Consider the following 19,090-nt stretch of genomic DNA (forward strand, 5'->3'; position numbering starts at 1 on the left):
GTAGCTATCAGAGGGGTGGCTAGAAAATTACAATTCCGTAAGAATGTCCTGTAATGCCCGAAAATACTGGGAAACCAAACCCGACACGATGATTTCGTTACAAGCAACGGAGATGGCAAACACGCGGTGCGAAGGCCCGAACAACAGGTAGATGACGAAATTGTAATTTTCCTATCACCCCCCCGTTATCTTCGGCCTGCAAATATGAGCTCGCGCTACGCTAGGCGCGCCGCCTGGTCAGAACAATTAACGACACCCGCGCCGGTAAACATAATAAAAACTGCCGTGAATCAAAGGAGCATCGGATGAAAATCAAAGTACCACTGTATTTGGCGGCAGTTTCTGCGCTGTCTGGAAGCTATGCTATTTCGGCACAGGCAGAAGACAAGCCAGAAGGCTTCATTGAAGGCAGCAGCCTTACAGTGCTGAACCGTAACTTCTACTTCAACCGTGATAACCGCGACAGCACTGCCCCCACTTATAACAGTGGCAAGGGCAACACCAACGGCTACTCCGAAGCCTGGGCGCACGCGATCATCAGCAAATTCAACTCTGGGTTTACCCAGGGAACCGTTGGCTTTGGCGTTGATGCCTTCGCCATGATCGGCCTCAAGCTCGACACCGGTGATGGGCGCAACGGCGGCCGTAGCTCCTTCGACGTGCTACCCGTTGATAACAAGGGCGAAGCTCGCGACGAATACACCAAGGTCGGCGGCGCAGCCAAAGTCCGCTTGTTCGATACCATCGTGAAAGTAGGTGATGTTTTCCCATCGACTCCGGTCGTTGCATCCGGCGACTCTCGCCTGCTGCCAGAAAGCTTCCGCGGCGTGACCGTTGAGAACACCAGCATCCAAGGCCTCACCCTGCAGGGTGGTCGTCTGCATGCGATGAGCCAGCCGGTCTCAAGCAACCTGAACGACAACTTCGTGACGTTCTACGGCGGCCCGGTCAACTCGCCATGGATCGGTTACGGTGGCGGTGACTACTCGATCAACGACAACTGGACTGTGAGCGTCTACGCCAGCCAGCTGAAAGACGTCTGGAATCAGTACTACGCCGGCACCAGCGTGGTTTACCCGCTGAGCGACGATCTGGCGCTGATCGGTGGCTTCAACTACTACAAAGCCGTAGATGAAGGTAAGAAGCGCCTGGGTGAATTCGACAACAACATCTGGAGTGCCAAGGTCGGCGTGCGTTACGGTGCCCATACCCTAGCCCTGTCGCACCAGCGCAACAACGGCGACGACGATTTTGACTACCTGCGTCAGTCGGACTCGATTTTCGTCGACAACTCCATCCAGTACAGCGACTTCAACTCGCCGAAAGAGCGTTCCTGGATGCTGCGCTATGACCTGAACTTCACCAGCTACGGCATTCCAGGCCTGACGTTCATGACCCGCTACGCCAGAGGCTCGGGCGCGGATTACTCGAACGCTAACCAGTTCTACATGCGCACTGATGACAACGGCAACCCGCTCGACAATCAGAAGCGTTGGGAGCGTGACGTCGAAGTCAAATACGTTGTCCAAACCGGTCCAGCAAAAGATCTGTCCTTCCGGTTGCGCCAGGCAACCACACGTGCCACTGCATTCGAATCGGATCTGGATGAAACCCGTGTGATCATTGAGTACCCGCTTTCGATTCTGTAATTCGCTAACTGGACCAGTTATTCATTAACTGGTCCTATTAGTAAAACGAGCATTACGAATTCACCTTGAGTGGCTTAAGTGCTCCTTTGGTAAAAGGTGGATATTTGGCGCCCATTGGGCGCCTTTTTTTGCCTAAAATTCAAGTAGGCGTTCGATTGTACGCATCGCATGCCGGTGAAGTTCATGACTACACCAATGACCAGTCTCTTCAATGTGAGCGACCTCGCCGTCATCTGAGCGGAACGAAGCCAGCACAAAGAAGAAAATAACCCAATACTTCATAAGGTCAAATCACCTGCTGGAGAGAGGGCCCGCAACTGTCAAACCCAAACCGCGACAAGATATACCGCCAGACTATCAACTGTATTACCTAGAAATTACAAATCCGTCATTTGAGCCCCGGCACGCTCATTTTGATTTACCATCCCTTTCAATAATGCCGGCGCGCGTGCGCGGTTAATTGCTCAGTGATATCGAGACAAAATCCCATGCGAATTCTGGTAATTGAGGATGAAGTAAAAACTGCGGAGTATGTGCGTCAAGGTCTGACGGAATGTGGCTATGTCGTAGATTGCGTCCACACCGGGTCAGATGGATTATTCTTGGCTAAGCAGCACGAATATGAGCTGATTATCCTGGATATAAATCTGCCAGAGATGGACGGTTGGCAGGTCCTTGAGTTGTTGCGTCGTAAAAACTGCCCTTCCCGTATCATGATGCTGACGGCGAGAAGCCGGCTGGCGGATAAGGTCCGGGGGCTGGAGAACGGAGCAGATGACTACCTGATCAAGCCATTTGAGTTCCCTGAGCTGCTGGCCCGGGTTCGCGCCTTGATGCGCAGGTCAGATCACCCTGCATCCGTAGAGGTCATTCGCGTCGCTGACCTGGAGCTTGATCAGAGCCGGCACAGGGCATTCAGGGACGGTCAGCGCATTGACCTGACCACGAAAGAATTCGCGTTACTGCATTACCTGATGCGTAATACCGGTGTGGTGCTGAGCCGCACCCAAATTATTTCGCAGGTTTGGGATATGAATTTTGACTGCGACACAAACGTTGTAGAGGTGTCGATTCGAAGACTCAGAGCCAAGATAGATGACCCTTTCGAGACCAAACTGATACATACGCTTCGGGGCGTAGGGTATGTGCTTGAAAAACGATAGTTGCCAAGCTCTCTAGTACCGAAAATCCGCTACATGCTCCCGTCGCTTGCGAACTTGAGGTTTCTGTTTACGATCCGCGGCGCTGATTCCTCACTCAACAAATGAGGTAGGCTGTACATGAGGTATAGCATTGATTATCAGCAGGTTTCGCAAGGACAATCCGATGCCAGCATTGATGCCTGTCCAGCTGACATTGTCTTCAACAGCGACCATGGCCTAGCTCTTATCCCGTGCGTTGGCGATGTTATCAACCTCCCCTCTACGGCGGTCAAAGAAGGGGTTTGCGGCATCGTTAGATCAAGGATTTTCAATTATCTCAGAGGTCCTGAAGAGCTGTACTGTCACGTCAATATTCTCGTTGAGGAGGCGGACATCAATTTCGAAAGTCTCATCTCGGAATACATGCGCAATCAGTCACGTGCTCGCTCGCCTTCTTCATAAAGTCGAAGGCGGGCCAGTCCATTAATGGTTGTGTATGGGTGAGGGTTCAGCAGAGCGAGCGCCTACTGAGCACCAGAGATGAATAGTCACAGCCTAGTGGTTTAACGCGGTACTGCTGGTGTACGCAGGGCCGGACTCATTGTTTTTTGAATGGCGCATTGCAGCACATAGAAATATAAAACCCCGGAAGCAAATACGATTGCGGACAGATAAGCAAACTCAGAGTCTAAAACCCCGGAAACCATATACAATTTAATCGTGATAGAACCCATAATAATTCCGGTACAGTACATGACGCCTGTGAACTGATTGCCCAAAAAACTCAGTATGCCGCTGAAGGCATTGTTCGCACTCAACAGCATTGCTTTCAGTATCGTCCAGCCGAGAACTGGCAGAAAAGCCTTGATCATGAAGGCGAATAACATCGACGATGCAAACAGTTTTATCGGGGTTTCTGCCCACGGCTTGATGGTGCCGTCTACTTCAACGCCGGTATACAAGATGATATTCAGAATAATCGCCATAAGGGTGCATATGCCGAGGCGTATCATTTCCCGCTTAAGCGGGGCCATCATTATCACTGCGTGAATCTTGTTTCCAAAGTATCGTTTTAGTCCTTGGATCGACATTTTTCTTCCTATGCTCTCGGGTATGACGCTGTTGTAGCGTTGTATGACGGTCATGCTTTTACCCGAAGAGAGGTGACGCTTCAACGGTCCTGAATTGCGCAGGGGATCTCATGTCCTTCCCCTGGCTGGGTAGCTTGCTGAGAAATTCTCATCTACCTGCGTGGCAACGATGCGGCCACCCCGCCGCCGTCAGAGCTCTGGAGGACTGGCTGCTGTCAGCAACTCATCGAGTGACGGAACCTTAGCGTTTGCACTGAGGACGAGTGTTCTGGATCGGAGTATGGATACATCAAAGAAAGATTCGCACTCGACTCTTCCGTTTACTTCTCTCCAGTGGGTGACTTCTGGTATCAACTCATTAGGCACCGGGTATAGTGCCATAGGGTTATGGAATACCTCCACTTCAGCAGACCACGGCTCGTAGCCATATTGCGGCCAGAGCTGACCGTAGTCGCTGGACGCTACATCCAACAGAAATGGGATACCTCGTGATGCTCCCGGAGAACGGTCGAAAAACTCACCAAACCGCAAGTATCGGTACCCGTCTAGATGAGCTCCACCTGAGATCGGCACTCGGCTGAGCTTTGGCACTGTGCAGGCATTGGTGAAAATGACCGCTGAAAGATGGGCATTTTCCATTAGCGTAAATAGGCCGTTGGGGCGCCCTGATAGCAGAGATGTCTCTTCCTCCACAGTTATCAGGTGCGTACCACGATGCGCAGATGAGTGAACTGCAAAGCCATAGAGATAGCTGATGAGCGACTCCCTGCTCCACAGCATTGAACTGGGCGCATGGAAATCGGCTAAGGCCAGAATGAGCGGCTTACCCTCCACGTGCGGTAGGGATTCGTAACGCTTGTCCAATTTGTTTTGGATGGTCCTCGCAAACCTTTCTGCAGCCGCTCCTAAGAAACGCTCATGTCGGTCAGCGGGTGGGGGGGACCGGCGAGGCGCCAAAATGCTCATACCGCTCTTCCGGGTTGGCTGTCACTGCTTCAACCCAGGCCTCATCTCCCAGCCTATTCTCGATGTGAAAATCGGGTGATTCTTTAGGCTGGGTGACCAAGAGTCCCTGTTCACGAAAAATCGCTAATAGGTGGGCTTCCCAGAGGCGGGTGTGAAAATTCTCAGTCTGGCAATCGGGAACCCAATTTCTGTCTGGGGATGGCAGTGCGAGATACAGTTGATTCAGCGCCCACGCCCCAATACGGCGGCTTGGATCAAATAGTGATTTGAACACCACGCTTGGTGTGCGCTTACCCATTCTGCTTAGAGGAGCACGTCGTCGTTCACCTGAAGGGAGTGGAAGCGGATGGGCTTGGGTATAGAGAAAATGGCTGATTGAGGCGCGGGCTTCAGACTCGCCAGTGGTGCGCTCACTATGGCTGAGGAGCACCCACACGCTATCGACACGACGCCGCAAGGTGACAATTCCGAAGCTGCCGGAATGGATATTTCGGGTTAGAGCGGCACAAGAAATTCCGTCCTCACTAAGCCATGCCCCTACTGGCGGGCTGTCCCCAAACCCCAACCCTCGTGGAAGCGACAAAGCGATTAGATCGAACATCGGCGCAGCAATTTCTTTCATTCGCTGATCTCGGCAGCCGTCAAAATGCATTCCATCAATGCCTCGGAGCGTGCCCGCCGGCGATGGCATCGGTGGAGGTACCTATTGAAGAAGGGGGCCTTGTTCCACCAGGACATCTCGGTTGGTGAAGATGGTCTCAATGGTTGCAGCCTCGGCAGCCACATGAGTCTTTCGCGTGATCTCTTCAAGGGCCAGTTCGAGCCGGTAGTCTTGGAAATACTCGTACAGCTTTTCAGAGCTCTCGGATATCTCCTCCCCACCATTCTTCGCGAACAAGATGTGGATGATCGCTGCGAGTGGGAGAGAGATGTCGAGATCCTTCTCTTCTGCATCTGAATCCGAGTTCAAACCGTCGAAATACCTCTCCAGATGACTCTGGAGCTCCTCAAGCCAGAACTGAGATAGGTTGCTTGGAAGGGAGCTTTCAGGCCCGGTCAGAAGGACTTCATCTCTGAATAGAGCCAGCAGATTGGGGTTTGCCATGGAGGACCTCACGATTAGATTTGAGAGCAACTGGTCAGCATAGTCCACCTCAAGATGACCACCTCCTTGACGCCCATCCTGGTGCTCCTGAGCATCAGACGAGTGAATCGCCCCGAAACCTGTAGATACAAAATGACCGCTTCTCGCCGTTAGCTGCCTTTCTTGAAGGACAGCTTTGGGTCGATAGCGGCCTTCGTGGAGGTTGGTGTCTACGGGGTCGGTTTAGTCAATCTGAATCTCCGGTTTCACCTCCGTGAGGCCGGCCATCGTCATGCATCAGATCTTGATTGACACGCGTGCCGCTTTGGATAGCCTTGCAATTGAGGGCTGCAACTGCGCATTTGTCGGGCCTGGGTACCAGCATGAGCCCCCCGCAATTTTGGCAGCAGAGGAAGCTGGTTCCTCTGAAGTAGTGACGGCGGGCATTGCCAGTCGGATTCTGAACCCAAGGTCGCCAGACTAGGAGCTAAAGGATCGCTGCGACTACTCCTCATCCCTTACCGAAAAGTCACGCGTCGGTCGTAAACGGCCCTTTCCAGGCCAATCAACTTTTGTGATTGGTGAGTAGGGATTTCTCGGCTTTTCTGTGAAAAGCACCCCTTCATTTCACAAAAAAAATGGCGAAGATTCCAATTTCACGGGGTCTGGCCTATCACCTATTTTGTGAACCTACATTACTCGGGAGAAGTTCACCAAAGCATGAAGAAGGCCAACCCTATGGGGTTGGCCTTCTTCATTTATAACGCCGCGAGATTTCGCAATGTTCCACGTGAAACATCCCTAGTATCCCTTACTCGGCCAATAGCTCGCCCTGCTCCTCGGCACACAGCGCCAGCAAGTAATCCCAGACCACCCGCAGGCGTACGGACTTGTGCAGTTCGCGGCGGGTACTGATCCAGTAGCTGCGCTGGATGGTTTCGCTGGGCAGGATGCGCACCAGTTCAGGGTCGTGCCGGGCCATGTAGTTGGGTAGCACCGCAATACCCAACCCCGCCCGAGCAGCATGCTGCTGGGCGATCACACTGGTGCTGCGGAACACCACGTTCGGCGCCCTGCAGAAGCTGTGCAGGAACAGCAATTCCTGACTGAACAGCAGGTCGTCGACATAGCCGATCCAGCTGTGCCGAGCGAGGTCCTCGCGGCTGTTGATAGCGGGCGCTCGGGCCAGATACTCGCGGCTGGCATAGAGCGCCAGGCGATAGTCGGTGAGCTTGCGGGTGATCAACAGATCGGCGTTGGGCCGCTCAAGGTGAATGCTGATTTCTGCCTCGCGGTTGATGATGCTGACGAAGCGCGGCACCGCCACCAGTTCTACCTCCAGCCCAGGATAGCGTTCGAACAACCCGCTCAGTCGTGGAGTGAAGAACACGATACCGATGCCTTCGGTGACCCCCAGGCGAATCTTGCCGAGCGGCGTAATCGCCTGGGTGATCTCCTCCTGCGCCAGCAGCGCGACGTTCTCCATCGCCTCCGCATGCTTGAGCAGAGCCTGACCGGATGGGGTCAGTTCATAGCCCTGGGCATGCTGGACGAACAGCGCCGTGCCCAAACTCTGCTCGATATTCTCGATATGCCGGGCCACGGTACTGTGGGTGGTATTGAGGCGCTTGGCGGCGGTCAGCAGGCGGCCGCTGCGCTGAAGTTCGAGAAAAAACCGCAGATCATTCCAGTCGAACATGTTGGTCCCATTCATCGCTGGCCTCGTTGGCGCTGTGCTAAAACGCACAACGGTTGAGTGAAATCTCTCGTTTTCAACTCGAAAGTAATCAACAACACTGAGGCAAGACAAGAATAAAAATCAGGCGAGAGGTTTGAAATGCCATCAGCCGAACTGTCCTACGACTACGTCATTGTCGGCGCCGGCCCGGCTGGCTGCCTGCTGGCCAACCGGCTTTCCGCCGATCCCGGTTGCCGTGTCGCCCTGCTTGAAGCGGGAGGTCGCGACAACTACCCCTGGATTCATATTCCGGTGGGCTACCTCTACTGCATCGGCAATCCCCGCACCGACTGGTGCTTCAAGACCGAGAACCAGCCTGGCCTTGCCGGACGCAGCCTTGGCTATCCAAGGGGCAAGGTCCTGGGTGGCTGTTCGTCGATCAACGGCATGATCTATATGCGTGGTCAGGCCGGCGATTACGATCGTTGGGCAGAGGAAGGCAACCCCGGCTGGGCGTGGAAGGATGTGCTGCCGCTGTCCAAGGCCAGCGAAAAGCATTTTGCCGGGGCTTCGGACATTCATGGCAGCGAAGGCGAGTGGCGGGTGGAACGGCAGCGTTATTCCTGGCCGATCCTCGACGCCTTTCGCGAGGCTGCGGCCCAGCAGGGTATCGCCAGCGTCGATGACTTCAACGGTGGCGATAATCAGGGTTGTGGATACTTCCAGGTCAACCAGAAATCCGGCGTACGCTGGAACGCGTCCAAAGCCTTCCTGCGTCCTGTCGCTGACCGTCCCAACCTCGACGTGCTCACCGGCGTCGAAGTCGATCGGGTGCTCCTCGAGAACGGTCGTGCGGCGGCGATACGGGCACGTCGGGAGGGTCGGTGGCAGGATTTCCGCGCCCGTCGCGAGATCCTGCTGTGCGCCGGCTCCGTGGGATCTCCGGGCATCCTGCAGCGCTCCGGCATCGGTCCGCGGCCGTTGCTCGAACGCCTGGGCATCGGCGTACAGCACGAACTGCCGGGTGTCGGCGGTAACCTCCAGGACCATCTGCAACTGCGCCTGATCTACCAGGTGGATAACGTGCGCACCCTCAACCAGGTTGCCAACAGCCTGTTCGGCAAGATGGGCATGGGCCTGCGTTATCTCTATGACCGCAGCGGACCACTGGCGATGGCGCCGAGTCAATTGGGGGCCTTCGTGCGCAGTGGTCCGGAGCAGACCTCGGCCAACCTGCAGTATCACGTCCAGCCGCTGTCACTGGACCGCTTCGGCGAACCGCTGCACCGCTTCGCCGCGTTCACCGCCTCGGTGTGCAACCTGCGCCCGGTCAGCCGCGGGCGTGTGGATATCCGCTCCGCCGATCCGTCCGTGGCGCCGATGATCGACCCCAACTACCTCAGCGCAGCCGAAGACCTCAAGGTTGCCGCCCAAGCCATCCGCCTGACCCGCGCCATCGTCGCTTCCCCTGCCCTGGCGCCCTTCTCGCCCAGGGAATACCTGCCGGGCGCAGCGCTGGATAGCGAAGAAGAACTACAAAAGGCCGCCGGCCAGATCGGCACCACGATCTTCCACCCGGCCGGAACCTGCCGCATGGGCAGCGGTCCGCTGGATGTGGTGGACGCACAATTGCGGGTGCATGGCGTGCCCGGCCTGCGGGTCGCCGATGCCTCGATCATGCCGAACATAGTGTCCGGCAACACCTGTTCCCCCACATTGATGATCGCGGAGAAGGCCGCGCAACTGATTCGCCAGGGCCATGAGGCCGCTGGCAAGCGTAGTGACCGAGCAACGATAACGACGCCCTGAGCCTTGGCCGGGCGGCGCGCAAGAGTGACACCGGCAGCAGTCGACCGGTGTCGACAGTGGACAACAACAATAATCACTGTGCCCCCACGACGGGGCCGAGGACAGCACGATGTCGGACACCCTCCAGCAACAGGGCGCGACCACGACGGCCAACAGCCGTCGCGAAGAGCGCAAGATCATTTTCGCGTCATCCCTCGGGACGGTTTTCGAGTGGTATGACTTTTTTCTCTACGGGGCCCTGGCCGCGGTTATCAGCAAGCAATTCTTCGCCGGGGTCAACGACACCACGGCGTTCATCTTCGCGCTGATGGCCTTTGCCGCAGGCTTCCTGGTCAGGCCTTTCGGTGCCCTGGTGTTCGGTCGCCTCGGTGACATGATCGGGCGCAAGTACACCTTCCTGGTCACCATCGTGCTCATGGGCCTGTCGACCTTCGCTGTCGGCCTGCTGCCCACCTACGCCAGCATCGGCATCGCTGCGCCAATCATCCTGGTCGTGCTGCGCATGCTCCAGGGCCTGGCGCTGGGGGGTGAATACGGCGGCGCGGCTACCTATGTGGCCGAGCACGCGCCACCCGGAAAGCGCGGTTTCCATACCGGGTTCATCCAGTCCACCGCCACGCTCGGCCTGCTGCTTTCGCTGATCGTGGTACTGGGCAGCCGGTATATCAGTGGCGACCAGTTCGAAACCTGGGGCTGGCGTTTGCCATTCCTGCTTTCCATCGTGCTGCTGGCGATCTCTACCTGGATCCGCATGAGCATGCACGAGTCGCCAGCCTTCGTGAAAATGAAGGCCCAGGGCAAGGTGAGCAAATCACCGATCCGCGAGTCGTTCACCTCCTGGCCGAACCTGAAGGTGGTACTGACCGCGCTGTTCAGCATCAACGCTGGACAGGCGGTGACCTTCTACACCGCCCAGTTCTACGTGCTGTTCTTCATGACCCAGATGCTCAAGATGGACCCGGCCCAGGCCAACTCGCTGTTGATCATCAGCGTGGTGATCGGCGCCCCGTTCTTCGTCTTCTTCGGTTGGCTGTCGGACCGCGTGGGGCGCAAGCCGATCCTGATGATTGGCCTGCTGCTGGCTACCGTCCTGTACTTCCCGCTGTTCAAGGCCCTGAGTCATTACGCCAATCCGCAGATCGACGCCGCCAGCCGCCAGGCGCCTATTGTGGTACTCGCAGATCCGGCCGGTTGCACGTTCCAGTTCGACCCTGTGGGTAAGGCACGCTTCGACAGCCCGTGCGACAAGGTGAAGACCTTCCTGGTCAAGCAGGGCCTTCCCTACAGCTCGCAAGCCCTGCCAGCCGGCAGTGCCGTGGCGGTGACCGTTGGCGAGCAGCGCATCGACGGCTTCGACGAAGCAGCCCTGCGTGCCGCCATCGACAAGGCCGGCTACCCGGCCAAGGCCGAGGCTGCCAACGTCAACCAGCCGATGGTGGTCTTGCTGATCGTGGTGATGATCCTGATCGCCACCATGACCTACGGCCCGCTGGCGGCGGTGATGGTCGAGCTGTTCCCGACCCGCATCCGCTATACATCGATGTCCCTGCCCTATCACATCGGCAATGGCTGGTTCGGCGGATTCCTGCCAACCGTATCCTTCGCCCTGGTGGTATACACCGGGGATATCTTCTACGGACTGTGGTATCCGGTACTGATTACCGGGGTCAGCCTGGTGGTAGGTCTGTTCTGCCTGAAAGAAACCCGGGATGTGGATATCGACAAGATCTGAGCTGAACCCATGCACAAAAAAACCGGCTTAAAAGCCGGTTTTTTAATTCCGCGAAAAAACTTATGCACGATTTACATGAAACCTTCACACCCAGAAATATGTATGAATATCAGCAAGTTGCGTTCGTTTTTCACGGATCATCCAAATATTGTCAACAAGTTATCCACAGATCGCCTCAGGCCACCGAGGCAGTTTCGCTGGTGGTGGCTTGTGGCGGCAGGGAACCCAGGTCGCGCTGGGTCTGTTCGTTCCACGCCGCAGCGCGGTCGTTCAGCTCTGCGATGGCCCGCGGGCCAGAGCCCTCGGCCCACATTGGCTGGCCGATAACCACCTCGATGGTGCCGGAACGCTTGCCCCATCCCTCTTTCGGCCAGAACTTGCCGGCGTTATGAGCGATTGGCAGCACCGGCAGGTTGGCGTTCACTGCCAAGGCTGCGCCACTGCGGGAGAACTTGCCGACCTGACCGAAAGGCACGCGGGTGCCTTCCGGGAAGATCAGCACCCAGACATTCTGCTTGAGCAGCTCGTCGCCCTTGCTCGCGACCTGTTTCAGCGCGACCTTCGGGTTGTCCCGGTCGATGGCGATAGGCCGCAGCATGGCCATGGCCCAGCCGAAGAACGGCACGAACAGCAATTCGCGCTTGAGCACCTGGCTCAAGGGTTGGAAATAGGCAGAAAGGAAGAACGTCTCCCAGGTGCTTTGGTGATTGGACACGATCACACAAGGCCGCTCGGGGATGTTCTCGGCGCCGGTCACCTTGACCTTGATACCGAGGAATACACGTACCAGCACCAGCGCGAAGCGGCACCAGTAGACATTGATGAAGCGATAGCGCACCGGGAACGACATGAACGGTGCGACAAAGAAGCTCAGCGAGCACCAGAGCAGCGAACTGGTCCCCAGCAGCACATAGAACAGGAAAATTCTGATCGCCTGCAGGATCGACATAGCAGCGTGTACCGTTGCGGGCGTGCCCGCTCGAAGTAAGAACGCGCCCGCAAGGGCCGGCGCGTCAGGTGTGGATAAGTGTTCTGGCGATGGCGGCCAGGTCGTCGAAGACCAGTGTATCCGGTGGTACGCCTTTGGCGAGGGTCTTCTCGCCTTTGCCGGTACGCACCAGGACCGGTTGTGCATCGACGGCCAGCGCGGCCTCCAGGTCACCCTTGCTGTCGCCGACGAACCACACGCCGGTCAGCTCGACCCGGTAATGTGCGGCAATCTCGCGCAGCATGCCGGGCTTGGGTTTGCGGCAATCGCAGCCGTCGTCCGGCCCGTGAGGGCAATGGACGATCAGGCCGACCTCGCCACCAAGACCGGCCACCAGCTCGCGCAGGCGGGCGTGCATGGCGTCGAGGGTCGACAGCGGGTAATAGCCACGAGCGATGCCGGACTGGTTGGTGGCGACCGCCACCGTCCAGCCGGCCTTGCTCAACTGCGCAATGGCCTCGATCGAGCCGGGGATCGGAATCCACTCATCCAGCGACTTGATGTAGGCGTCGGAGTCCTGGTTGATCACCCCGTCACGATCGAGAATCAGCAGTTTCAAGGCTTACCCCAGCAGCGAGATATCGGCCACGCCCAGGAACAGACCGCGCAGGCGGCTGAGCAGGGCATAACGGTTGGCCCGCACGCTGGCGTCCTCGGCATTGACCATCACCGCTTCGAAGAACGCATCCACAGGCTCGCGCAGGGCGGCCAGGCGCGCCAGCGATTCGGCGTACTGGCGCGAGGCGGCCATCGGCTGCACGGCCTGGTCGGCCTGCTGGATCGCCGAGTACAGCGAGAACTCGTTGGCGTTGTCGAAGTACTTCGGCTCGACAGTGCTGGCGATGGTGCCTTCGAACTTGCTCAGCAGGTTCGATACGCGCTTGTTCACCGCGGCCAGTGCCTCGGCTTCCGGCAGCTTGCGGAAGGCCTGGACGGCCTGCACGCGCTGGTCGAAGTCCAGGGCGGAGCCCGGCTTCAGGGCACGCACGGACAGGTAGGTGGCGACGTCGATGCCTTCGTCTTCATAACGCGCACGCAGGCGGTCGAAGATGAACTCCAGCACCTGCTCGGCCAGGCCGGCGGCCTTGACCTTGGCACCGAACTGCTCGACGGCGACGTTCACCGCGTCGGTCAGGTCCAGGTCGAGCTGCTTCTCGATCAGGATGCGCAGCACGCCCAGGGCCGCGCGACGCAGTGCGTACGGGTCCTTGGAGCCGGTTGGCAGCATGCCGATGCCGAAGATACCGACCAGGGTATCGAGCTTGTCGGCGATGGCCACGGCTGCGCCGGTCAGGGTCGACGGCAGTTCGGCACCGGCACCGCGCGGCATGTACTGCTCGTTCAGGGCCAGGGCGACGTCTTCCGGCTCGCCGTCGTTGAGTGCGTAGTAATAACCGGCGACACCCTGCATTTCGGGGAATTCGCCAACCATTTCGGTAGCCAGGTCGCACTTCGACAGCAGGCCGGCACGCGCAGCACGCTGCGGATCGCCACCGATCTTGCCGGCGATGAACGCGGCCAGCTTGCCGACGCGCTCGGCCTTGTCGAAGACGCTGCCCAGCTGGGCCTGGAACACCACGTTTTGCAGGCGCTCGTTGAAGCTTTCCAGCGGCTGCTTCTTGTCCTGCTTGAAGAAGAACTCGGCGTCTGTCAGGCGTGGACGCACGACCTTCTCGTTGCCTTCGATGATCTGCTTCGGATCGCGGCTCTCGATGTTGGCCACGGTGATGAAGCGCGGCAGCAGCTTGCCATCGACGTCCAGCAGGCAGAAGTACTTCTGGTTGTCCTGCATGGTGGTGATCAGGGCTTCCTGCGGCACTTCGAGGAAGCGCTCTTCGAACGAGCACACCAGCGGCACTGGCCATTCGACCAGGGCAGTCACTTCGTCCAGCAGCGCCGGCGGCACGATGGCGGTGCCTTCCTGCTGCATGGCCAGCTCGGCGGTACGCTTGCTGATCAGCTCGCGGCGCTCGTTGAAATCAGCCAGGACGTAGGCCTTGCGCAGGTCTTCCTGGTAGTTGGCCGGGGCGGAGATGCGCACGTTTTCCGGGTGGTGGAAGCGGTGGCCACGGGATTCACGGCCGGCTTTCTGGGCGAGGATGGTGCAATCGACCACGTCGTCGCCGAGCAGCATTACCAGCCACTGGGTCGGACGCACGAACTCTTCCTTGCGGGCACCCCAGCGCATGCGCTTGGGAATCGGCAGGTCGTTCAGCGAATCCTCGACGATGGTCGGCAGCAGGCTGGCGGTCGCCTTGCCCGGGATATGCTGGGAGAAGCGCAGCTTGGCGCCGCTCTGGTCGATCTCGGACAGGTCGACACCGCATTTCTTGGCGAAGCCCAGGGCGGCCTGGGTCGGGTTGCCTTCGGCGTCGAAGGCAGCCTGGCGGGGCGGGCCGTCGACGTTGATGCTGCGATCCGGCTGCTGGGTGTCCAGGTCACGAATCAGAACGGCCAGGCGGCGTGGTGCGGCATAGACGTGCTTGGCGCTGTAGTTCAGGCCGGCAGCCTGCAGGCCCTTCTCGATGCCGGCAAGGAATGCGTCGCCTAGGCTGGCGAGGGCTTTCGGTGGCAGTTCTTCGGTGCCCAGTTCAACCAGGAAATCTTGAGCACTCATTCCGCAGCCTCCAGCTTGGCCAACACTTCATCACGCAGTTCAGGGGTTGCCATCGGGAAGCCGAGGCGGGCACGGGCTTGCAGGTAGCTCTGGGCCACGGCCCGGGCCAGGGTGCGCACGCGCAGGATGTAACGCTGGCGCTCGGTCACCGAGATGGCGCGGCGGGCGTCCAGCAGGTTGAAGGTGTGCGAGGCCTTGAGGACCATTTCGTAGGTCGGCAGCGGCAGCTCCAGCTCGATCAGGCGGTTCGCTTCGCTTTCATAGAAGTCGAACAGTTCGAACAGCTTCTCGACGTTGGCGTGCTCGAAGTTGTAGGTCGACTGCTCCACTTCGTTCTGGTGGAACACGTCGCCGTAGGTGACCTTGCCGAACGGGCCGTCGGTCCAGACCAGGTCATACACCGAATCGACGCCCTGCAGGTACATGGCCAGGCGCTCGAGACCGTAGGTGATCTCGCCGGTGACCGGCAGGCACTCGATGCCGCCAACCTGCTGGAAGTAGGTGAACTGGGTGACTTCCATGCCGTTGAGCCAGATTTCCCAGCCCAGGCCCCAGGCGCCGAGGGTCGGCGATTCCCAGTTGTCTTCGACGAAACGGATGTCGTGGACCAGCGGGTCGAGGCCGATGGCTTTCAGCGAGCCCAGGTACAGCTCCTGGAAGTTCGCCGGGTTCGGCTTCAGGACCACCTGGAACTGGTAGTAATGCTGCAGGCGGTTGGGGTTTTCGCCGTAGCGACCATCGCCCGGGCGACGGCTTGGCTGGACATAGGCGGCGTTCCAGGTCTCAGGGCCTACGGCGCGCAGAAACGTGGCGGTATGAAAAGTGCCGGCGCCCACTTCCATATCGTAGGGCTGAAGCACCACACAACCTTGCTCGGCCCAGTACTGCTGGAGCGCGAGGATCAAGTCTTGGAAGGTACGCACGGCTGGCGTAGGCTGGCTCACGAAATTCACCTGTTTCTAGGGCTGCGAATATAAAGAGCGGGAGTATAACCCGATTCGCCCCTGCCTCTACCCATGGTGCTTTATGCCTCGTTGCTTTTGGTGTACCGACGATCCGCTGTACCAGGCTTATCACGACCACGAATGGGGCACGCCGCAGCGCGACGCGGGGCAACTGTTCGAGATGCTGTTGCTCGAAGGGTTCCAGGCCGGTCTTTCCTGGATCACCGTGTTGAAGAAACGCGAGCGTTATCGCCAGGTGATGTTCGGCTTCGATCCGCATCGACTGGCCGAAATGACCGATGAGGAAATCGAGGAGCGCATGCTCGATCCCGGCATCATCCGCAACCGCCTCAAGCTCAATGCCGCACGGCGTAACGCCCGTGCCTGGCTGGCGCTGGAAGACCCGGCGGCGCTGCTCTGGTCGTTCGTCGGCGGGCAGCCGAAGATCAATCACTTCGCTGGGCGTGGCGAGGTGCCGACGGTTACCGATGAAGCCAAGGCCATGAGCAAGGCCCTGCAGAAAGCCGGCTTCACGTTCGTCGGCCCGACCATCTGCTACGCCTTCATGCAGGCTACCGGCATGGTCATGGACCACACCACCGATTGCGATCGATACGCCGCCCTGCTGCGCTGACGGGTACAATGCTCGGCTTGTGTATGGAGGAACCTGCCTGTGGATAAATTCAAGGGCGCCTTGATGGTCGGGGCGCTGCGACTGTTTGCCAAGCTGCCCTGGGGCGCCGTGCAGCGCGTCGGTGCGGCCATCGGCTGGATCATGTGGAAAGTCCCGAACAGTTCGCGCGAGGTGGTGCGCATCAACCTGGCCAAGTGCTTCCCGGAGATGGACCCGGTCGAACGCGAGAAGCTGGTGGGCCGGTCGCTGATGGATATCGGCAAATCCTTCACCGAAAGCGCCTGCGCCTGGATCTGGCCGGCGCAGCGTTCCATCGACCTGGTGCGTGAGGTCGAGGGCCTGGACGTGCTGAAGGACGCCCTGGCTTCAGGCAAAGGCGTGGTGGGCATCACCAGCCACCTGGGCAACTGGGAGGTGCTCAATCACTTCTATTGCAGCCAGTGCAAACCGATCATTTTCTACCGGCCGCCTAAGTTGAAGGCTGTGGATGACTTGCTGCGCGAGCAGCGCGTGCAACTGGGCAACCGCGTAGCGCCTTCGACCAAGGAAGGCATCCTCAGCATCATCAAGGAAGTGCGCAAGGGCGGCCAGGTAGGCATTCCGGCGGATCCTGAGCCGGCCGAGTCGGCAGGGATCTTCGTGCCGTTCCTCGGGACCAAAGCGCTGACCAGCAAGTTCGTGCCGAACATGCTGGCCGGCGGCAAGGCGGTGGGCGTATTCCTGCATGCCCTGCGCTTGCCGGATGGCAGTGGTTTCAAGGTGATTCTGGAAGCGGCGCCGGAGGCGATGTACAGCACCGACACCGAGACCTCGGCGGCGGCGATGAGCCAGGTTGTGGAAAAGTATGTGCGGGCTTATCCGAGCCAGTACATGTGGAGCATGAAGCGCTTCAAGAAGCGGCCGGCTGGAGAGGCTCGCTGGTATTGAGGGCCCTATCGCTGCGGTGCGGCGGTCCGACAAGCCAGCCCACAGGATCAGCACAGACCTTGAGACTTGTGCAGTACCTGTGGGAGCTGGCTTGCCAGCGATGAATTCAACTCAGTTGCCGGCTTTATCCAGCTTCCTGAGAAACACCACCATCTCCTTCTCCGCCTGCTTGTCCCCATGGGCCTGCGCCGCCGCGATGCCCCGCTCCCAGGCATCCCGTGCCGCCAGGTTATCCCCAGCCGCCAGCCACGCCTTGCCGAGCAGTTTCCACGCCGCCGAATACTTCGGGTCCAGCTCGACACACCGGGCCAGATGCACTGCCGCCTCAGCGCCATTGCCCTCGTCCAGCCACGATTTGCCCAGGCCAAAGCGCAGCAGGGCGTTATCCACACCCTTGGCCAGCATCTTTTCCAGCGATTCGCGCATGGTGTCTTTCCTTAGAAGAAGGTCAGGCCAACGTGGAACAGCTTTTCCACATCACGGATGTACTTCTTGTCCACGACGAACAGGATGACGTGATCGCCCGTGCGGATCACCGTGTCGTCGTGGGCGATCAGCACTTCTTCGTCACGGATGATCGCGCCGATGGTGGTGCCCGGCGGCAGGTTGATGTCCTCGATGGCCTTGCCGACCACCTTGCTCGACTTCGCGTCACCATGGGCAATCGCCTCAATGGCCTCCGCCGCTCCCCGGCGCAACGAGTGCACGCTGACGATATCGCCGCGTCGCACGTGGGTCAGCAGCGTGCCGATGGTCGCCAACTGCGGGCTGATGGCGATATCGATCTCGCCGCCCTGCACCAGGTCCACGTAGGCCGGGTTGTTGATGATGGTCATCACCTTGCGCGCGCCCAGGCGCTTGGCCAGCAGCGAGGACATGATGTTGGCCTCGTCGTCGTTGGTCAGGGCCAGGAAGATATCGGCATCGGCGATATTCTCTTCCAGCAGCAGGTCGCGGTCCGAGGCGCTGCCCTGGAGGACCACGGTGCTGTCGAGGGTGTCCGAGAGGTAGCGGCAACGTGCTGGGCTCATCTCGATGATCTTCACCTGGTAACGGCTTTCGATGGCCTCCGCCAGGCGTTCGCCGATCTGCCCGCCGCCAGCGATGACCACGCGCTTGTTGCCTTCGTCGAGGCGGCGCAATTCACCCATGACCGCACGGATATCGGCCTTGGCGGCGATGAAGAACACCTCGTCGTCAGCCTCGATCACCGTATCGCCCTGCGGCAGGATCGGCCGGTCGCGACGGAAGATCGCGGCCACCCGGGTTTCCACATTGGGCATGTGCGCGCGGATCTGGCGCAGTTGCTGGCCCACCAGCGGCCCGCCGTAATAGGCCTTGACCGCCACCAGCTGGGCCTTGCCCTCGGCGAAGTCGATCACCTGCAGGGCGCCGGGATGTTCGATCAGGCGCTTGATGTAGTGGGTGACCACCTGCTCCGGGCTGATCAGCACGTCGACCGGGATGGCTTCGTTGTCGAACAGGCCGGCGCGGGTCAGGTACGCCGATTCGCGAACCCGGGCGATCTTGGTCGGCGTATGGAACAGCGTATAGGCGACCTGGCAGGCGACCATGTTGGTCTCGTCGCTGTTGGTCACCGCCACCAGCATGTCGGCGTCGTCGGCGCCGGCCTGGCGCAGGATGGTCGGGAACGAGCCGCGGCCCTGGACGGTGCGGATATCCAGACGATCGCCGAGATCGCGCAGGCGGTCGCCATCGGTATCCACCACGGTGATGTCGTTGGCTTCGCTGGCCAGGTGTTCGGCCAGCGTGCCGCCGACCTGTCCCGCGCCGAGGATGATGATCTTCATCCGCTCCCTTCCCTTTTT

Annotated in this window: 17 protein-coding genes; 7 read left to right on the top strand and 10 right to left on the bottom strand. The window is 59.1% G+C overall.

Features of this window, described 5'->3' with window-relative positions:
* Window positions 1-305: 305 nt before the first annotated feature.
* The 3 genes from N7650_RS19605 (at window position 306) to N7650_RS19615 (ending at window position 3,253) form a co-directional block, all read left to right on the top strand.
* Entirely contained in the window at window positions 306-1,649 is a 1,344-nt protein-coding gene (locus N7650_RS19605) for an OprD family porin (RefSeq protein WP_003253422.1), read from the top strand.
* A gap of 488 nt (window positions 1,650-2,137) precedes the next feature.
* Window positions 2,138-2,812: a heavy metal response regulator transcription factor gene (locus N7650_RS19610; protein ID WP_003253420.1), complete on the top strand. Its 675-nt coding sequence runs from the start codon at window positions 2,138-2,140 to the stop codon at window positions 2,810-2,812.
* A gap of 117 nt (window positions 2,813-2,929) precedes the next feature.
* Window positions 2,930-3,253, top strand: a complete 324-nt coding sequence (locus tag N7650_RS19615) for a hypothetical protein (RefSeq protein WP_010951457.1) — start codon at window positions 2,930-2,932, stop codon at window positions 3,251-3,253.
* A 101-nt stretch (window positions 3,254-3,354) separates the two neighbouring features.
* Here the strand turns inward: N7650_RS19615 and N7650_RS19620 are convergent, their stop codons facing one another.
* The 4 genes from N7650_RS19620 to N7650_RS19635 form a co-directional block, all read right to left on the bottom strand.
* Window positions 3,355-3,882, bottom strand: a complete 528-nt coding sequence (locus N7650_RS19620; protein ID WP_012269855.1) for a hypothetical protein — start codon at window positions 3,880-3,882, stop codon at window positions 3,355-3,357.
* A 925-nt stretch (window positions 3,883-4,807) separates the two neighbouring features.
* On the bottom strand, window positions 4,808-5,470 hold the full coding sequence (locus N7650_RS19625) for a hypothetical protein (protein WP_226342902.1): 663 nt from the start codon (window positions 5,468-5,470) through the stop codon (window positions 4,808-4,810).
* Window positions 5,471-5,551: 81 nt separating this feature from the next.
* A complete protein-coding gene (locus N7650_RS19630) occupies window positions 5,552-5,953 on the bottom strand; it encodes a hypothetical protein (protein WP_012269857.1) in 402 nt (133 codons plus the stop codon).
* Window positions 5,954-6,743: 790 nt separating this feature from the next.
* The gene (locus N7650_RS19635; RefSeq protein ID WP_279899663.1) at window positions 6,744-7,631 is read right to left on the bottom strand and encodes a LysR family transcriptional regulator; all 888 of its coding nucleotides are present in this window, start codon (window positions 7,629-7,631) and stop codon (window positions 6,744-6,746) included.
* 138 nt (window positions 7,632-7,769) lie between these two features.
* Here N7650_RS19635 and N7650_RS19640 point away from each other — a divergent pair, with 138 nt between their 5' ends.
* Window positions 7,770-9,419 (top strand): GMC family oxidoreductase N-terminal domain-containing protein, encoded by a 1,650-nt coding sequence (locus N7650_RS19640; protein ID WP_279899638.1) that lies wholly within the window; start codon window positions 7,770-7,772, stop codon window positions 9,417-9,419.
* Between the two features lie 109 nt (window positions 9,420-9,528).
* A complete protein-coding gene (locus tag N7650_RS19645) occupies window positions 9,529-11,151 on the top strand; it encodes an MFS transporter (RefSeq protein WP_279899639.1) in 1,623 nt (540 codons plus the stop codon).
* A 175-nt stretch (window positions 11,152-11,326) separates the two neighbouring features.
* On the opposite strand, the gene N7650_RS19650 is transcribed toward N7650_RS19645, so the two are convergent.
* From N7650_RS19650 to glyQ, 4 genes are all read right to left on the bottom strand, one after another.
* On the bottom strand, window positions 11,327-12,100 hold the full coding sequence (locus N7650_RS19650) for a lysophospholipid acyltransferase family protein (RefSeq protein WP_009401853.1): 774 nt from the start codon (window positions 12,098-12,100) through the stop codon (window positions 11,327-11,329).
* Window positions 12,101-12,164: 64 nt separating this feature from the next.
* The gene (gmhB, locus tag N7650_RS19655) at window positions 12,165-12,698 is read right to left on the bottom strand and encodes a D-glycero-beta-D-manno-heptose 1,7-bisphosphate 7-phosphatase (protein ID WP_009401852.1); all 534 of its coding nucleotides are present in this window, start codon (window positions 12,696-12,698) and stop codon (window positions 12,165-12,167) included.
* Window positions 12,699-12,701: 3 nt separating this feature from the next.
* Window positions 12,702-14,756 (bottom strand): glycine--tRNA ligase subunit beta, encoded by a 2,055-nt coding sequence (glyS, locus tag N7650_RS19660; RefSeq protein ID WP_279899640.1) that lies wholly within the window; start codon window positions 14,754-14,756, stop codon window positions 12,702-12,704.
* Window positions 14,753-15,700: a glycine--tRNA ligase subunit alpha gene (glyQ, locus tag N7650_RS19665; RefSeq protein WP_009401850.1), complete on the bottom strand. Its 948-nt coding sequence runs from the start codon at window positions 15,698-15,700 to the stop codon at window positions 14,753-14,755. The genes glyS and glyQ overlap by 4 nt, the downstream gene beginning before the upstream one ends.
* Window positions 15,701-15,782: 82 nt before the next feature.
* Here glyQ and N7650_RS19670 point away from each other — a divergent pair, with 82 nt between their 5' ends.
* Together N7650_RS19670 and N7650_RS19675 are read left to right on the top strand one after the other, a co-directional pair.
* Window positions 15,783-16,334, top strand: a complete 552-nt coding sequence (locus tag N7650_RS19670; RefSeq protein WP_279899642.1) for a DNA-3-methyladenine glycosylase I — start codon at window positions 15,783-15,785, stop codon at window positions 16,332-16,334.
* Between the two features lie 39 nt (window positions 16,335-16,373).
* A complete protein-coding gene (locus N7650_RS19675) occupies window positions 16,374-17,261 on the top strand; it encodes a lysophospholipid acyltransferase (protein WP_009401847.1) in 888 nt (295 codons plus the stop codon).
* Between the two features lie 111 nt (window positions 17,262-17,372).
* On the opposite strand, the gene N7650_RS19680 is transcribed toward N7650_RS19675, so the two are convergent.
* Complete coding sequence (locus tag N7650_RS19680; protein WP_009401846.1) at window positions 17,373-17,687, bottom strand: tetratricopeptide repeat protein; 315 nt, start codon at window positions 17,685-17,687, stop codon at window positions 17,373-17,375.
* Between the two features lie 11 nt (window positions 17,688-17,698).
* A complete protein-coding gene (gene trkA, locus N7650_RS19685) occupies window positions 17,699-19,072 on the bottom strand; it encodes a Trk system potassium transporter TrkA (RefSeq protein WP_064302146.1) in 1,374 nt (457 codons plus the stop codon).
* Window positions 19,073-19,090: the final 18 nt, after the last annotated feature.

It is taken from the genome of Pseudomonas sp. GD04058, from assembly GCF_029836855.1.
Classification (GTDB): Bacteria; Pseudomonadota; Gammaproteobacteria; order Pseudomonadales; family Pseudomonadaceae; genus Aquipseudomonas; species Aquipseudomonas bharatica.

Bases quoted from the DNA above. Each gene is read 5' to 3' on its own strand.
- N7650_RS19605 (WP_003253422.1), top strand. From the start codon at position 306: ATGAAAATCAAAGTACCACTGTATTTGGCGGCAGTTTCTGCGCTGTCT.
- N7650_RS19610 (WP_003253420.1), top strand. From the start codon at position 2,138: ATGCGAATTCTGGTAATTGAGGATGAAGTAAAAACTGCGGAGTATGTG.
- N7650_RS19615 (WP_010951457.1), top strand. From the start codon at position 2,930: ATGAGGTATAGCATTGATTATCAGCAGGTTTCGCAAGGACAATCCGAT.
- N7650_RS19620 (WP_012269855.1), bottom strand. From the start codon at position 3,882: ATGTCGATCCAAGGACTAAAACGATACTTTGGAAACAAGATTCACGCA.
- N7650_RS19625 (WP_226342902.1), bottom strand. From the start codon at position 5,470: ATGAAAGAAATTGCTGCGCCGATGTTCGATCTAATCGCTTTGTCGCTT.
- N7650_RS19630 (WP_012269857.1), bottom strand. From the start codon at position 5,953: ATGGCAAACCCCAATCTGCTGGCTCTATTCAGAGATGAAGTCCTTCTG.
- N7650_RS19635 (WP_279899663.1), bottom strand. From the start codon at position 7,631: ATGTTCGACTGGAATGATCTGCGGTTTTTTCTCGAACTTCAGCGCAGC.
- N7650_RS19640 (WP_279899638.1), top strand. From the start codon at position 7,770: ATGCCATCAGCCGAACTGTCCTACGACTACGTCATTGTCGGCGCCGGC.
- N7650_RS19645 (WP_279899639.1), top strand. From the start codon at position 9,529: ATGTCGGACACCCTCCAGCAACAGGGCGCGACCACGACGGCCAACAGC.
- N7650_RS19650 (WP_009401853.1), bottom strand. From the start codon at position 12,100: ATGTCGATCCTGCAGGCGATCAGAATTTTCCTGTTCTATGTGCTGCTG.
- glyS (WP_279899640.1), bottom strand. From the start codon at position 14,756: ATGAGTGCTCAAGATTTCCTGGTTGAACTGGGCACCGAAGAACTGCCA.
- N7650_RS19670 (WP_279899642.1), top strand. From the start codon at position 15,783: ATGCCTCGTTGCTTTTGGTGTACCGACGATCCGCTGTACCAGGCTTAT.
- N7650_RS19680 (WP_009401846.1), bottom strand. From the start codon at position 17,687: ATGCGCGAATCGCTGGAAAAGATGCTGGCCAAGGGTGTGGATAACGCC.
- trkA (WP_064302146.1), bottom strand. From the start codon at position 19,072: ATGAAGATCATCATCCTCGGCGCGGGACAGGTCGGCGGCACGCTGGCC.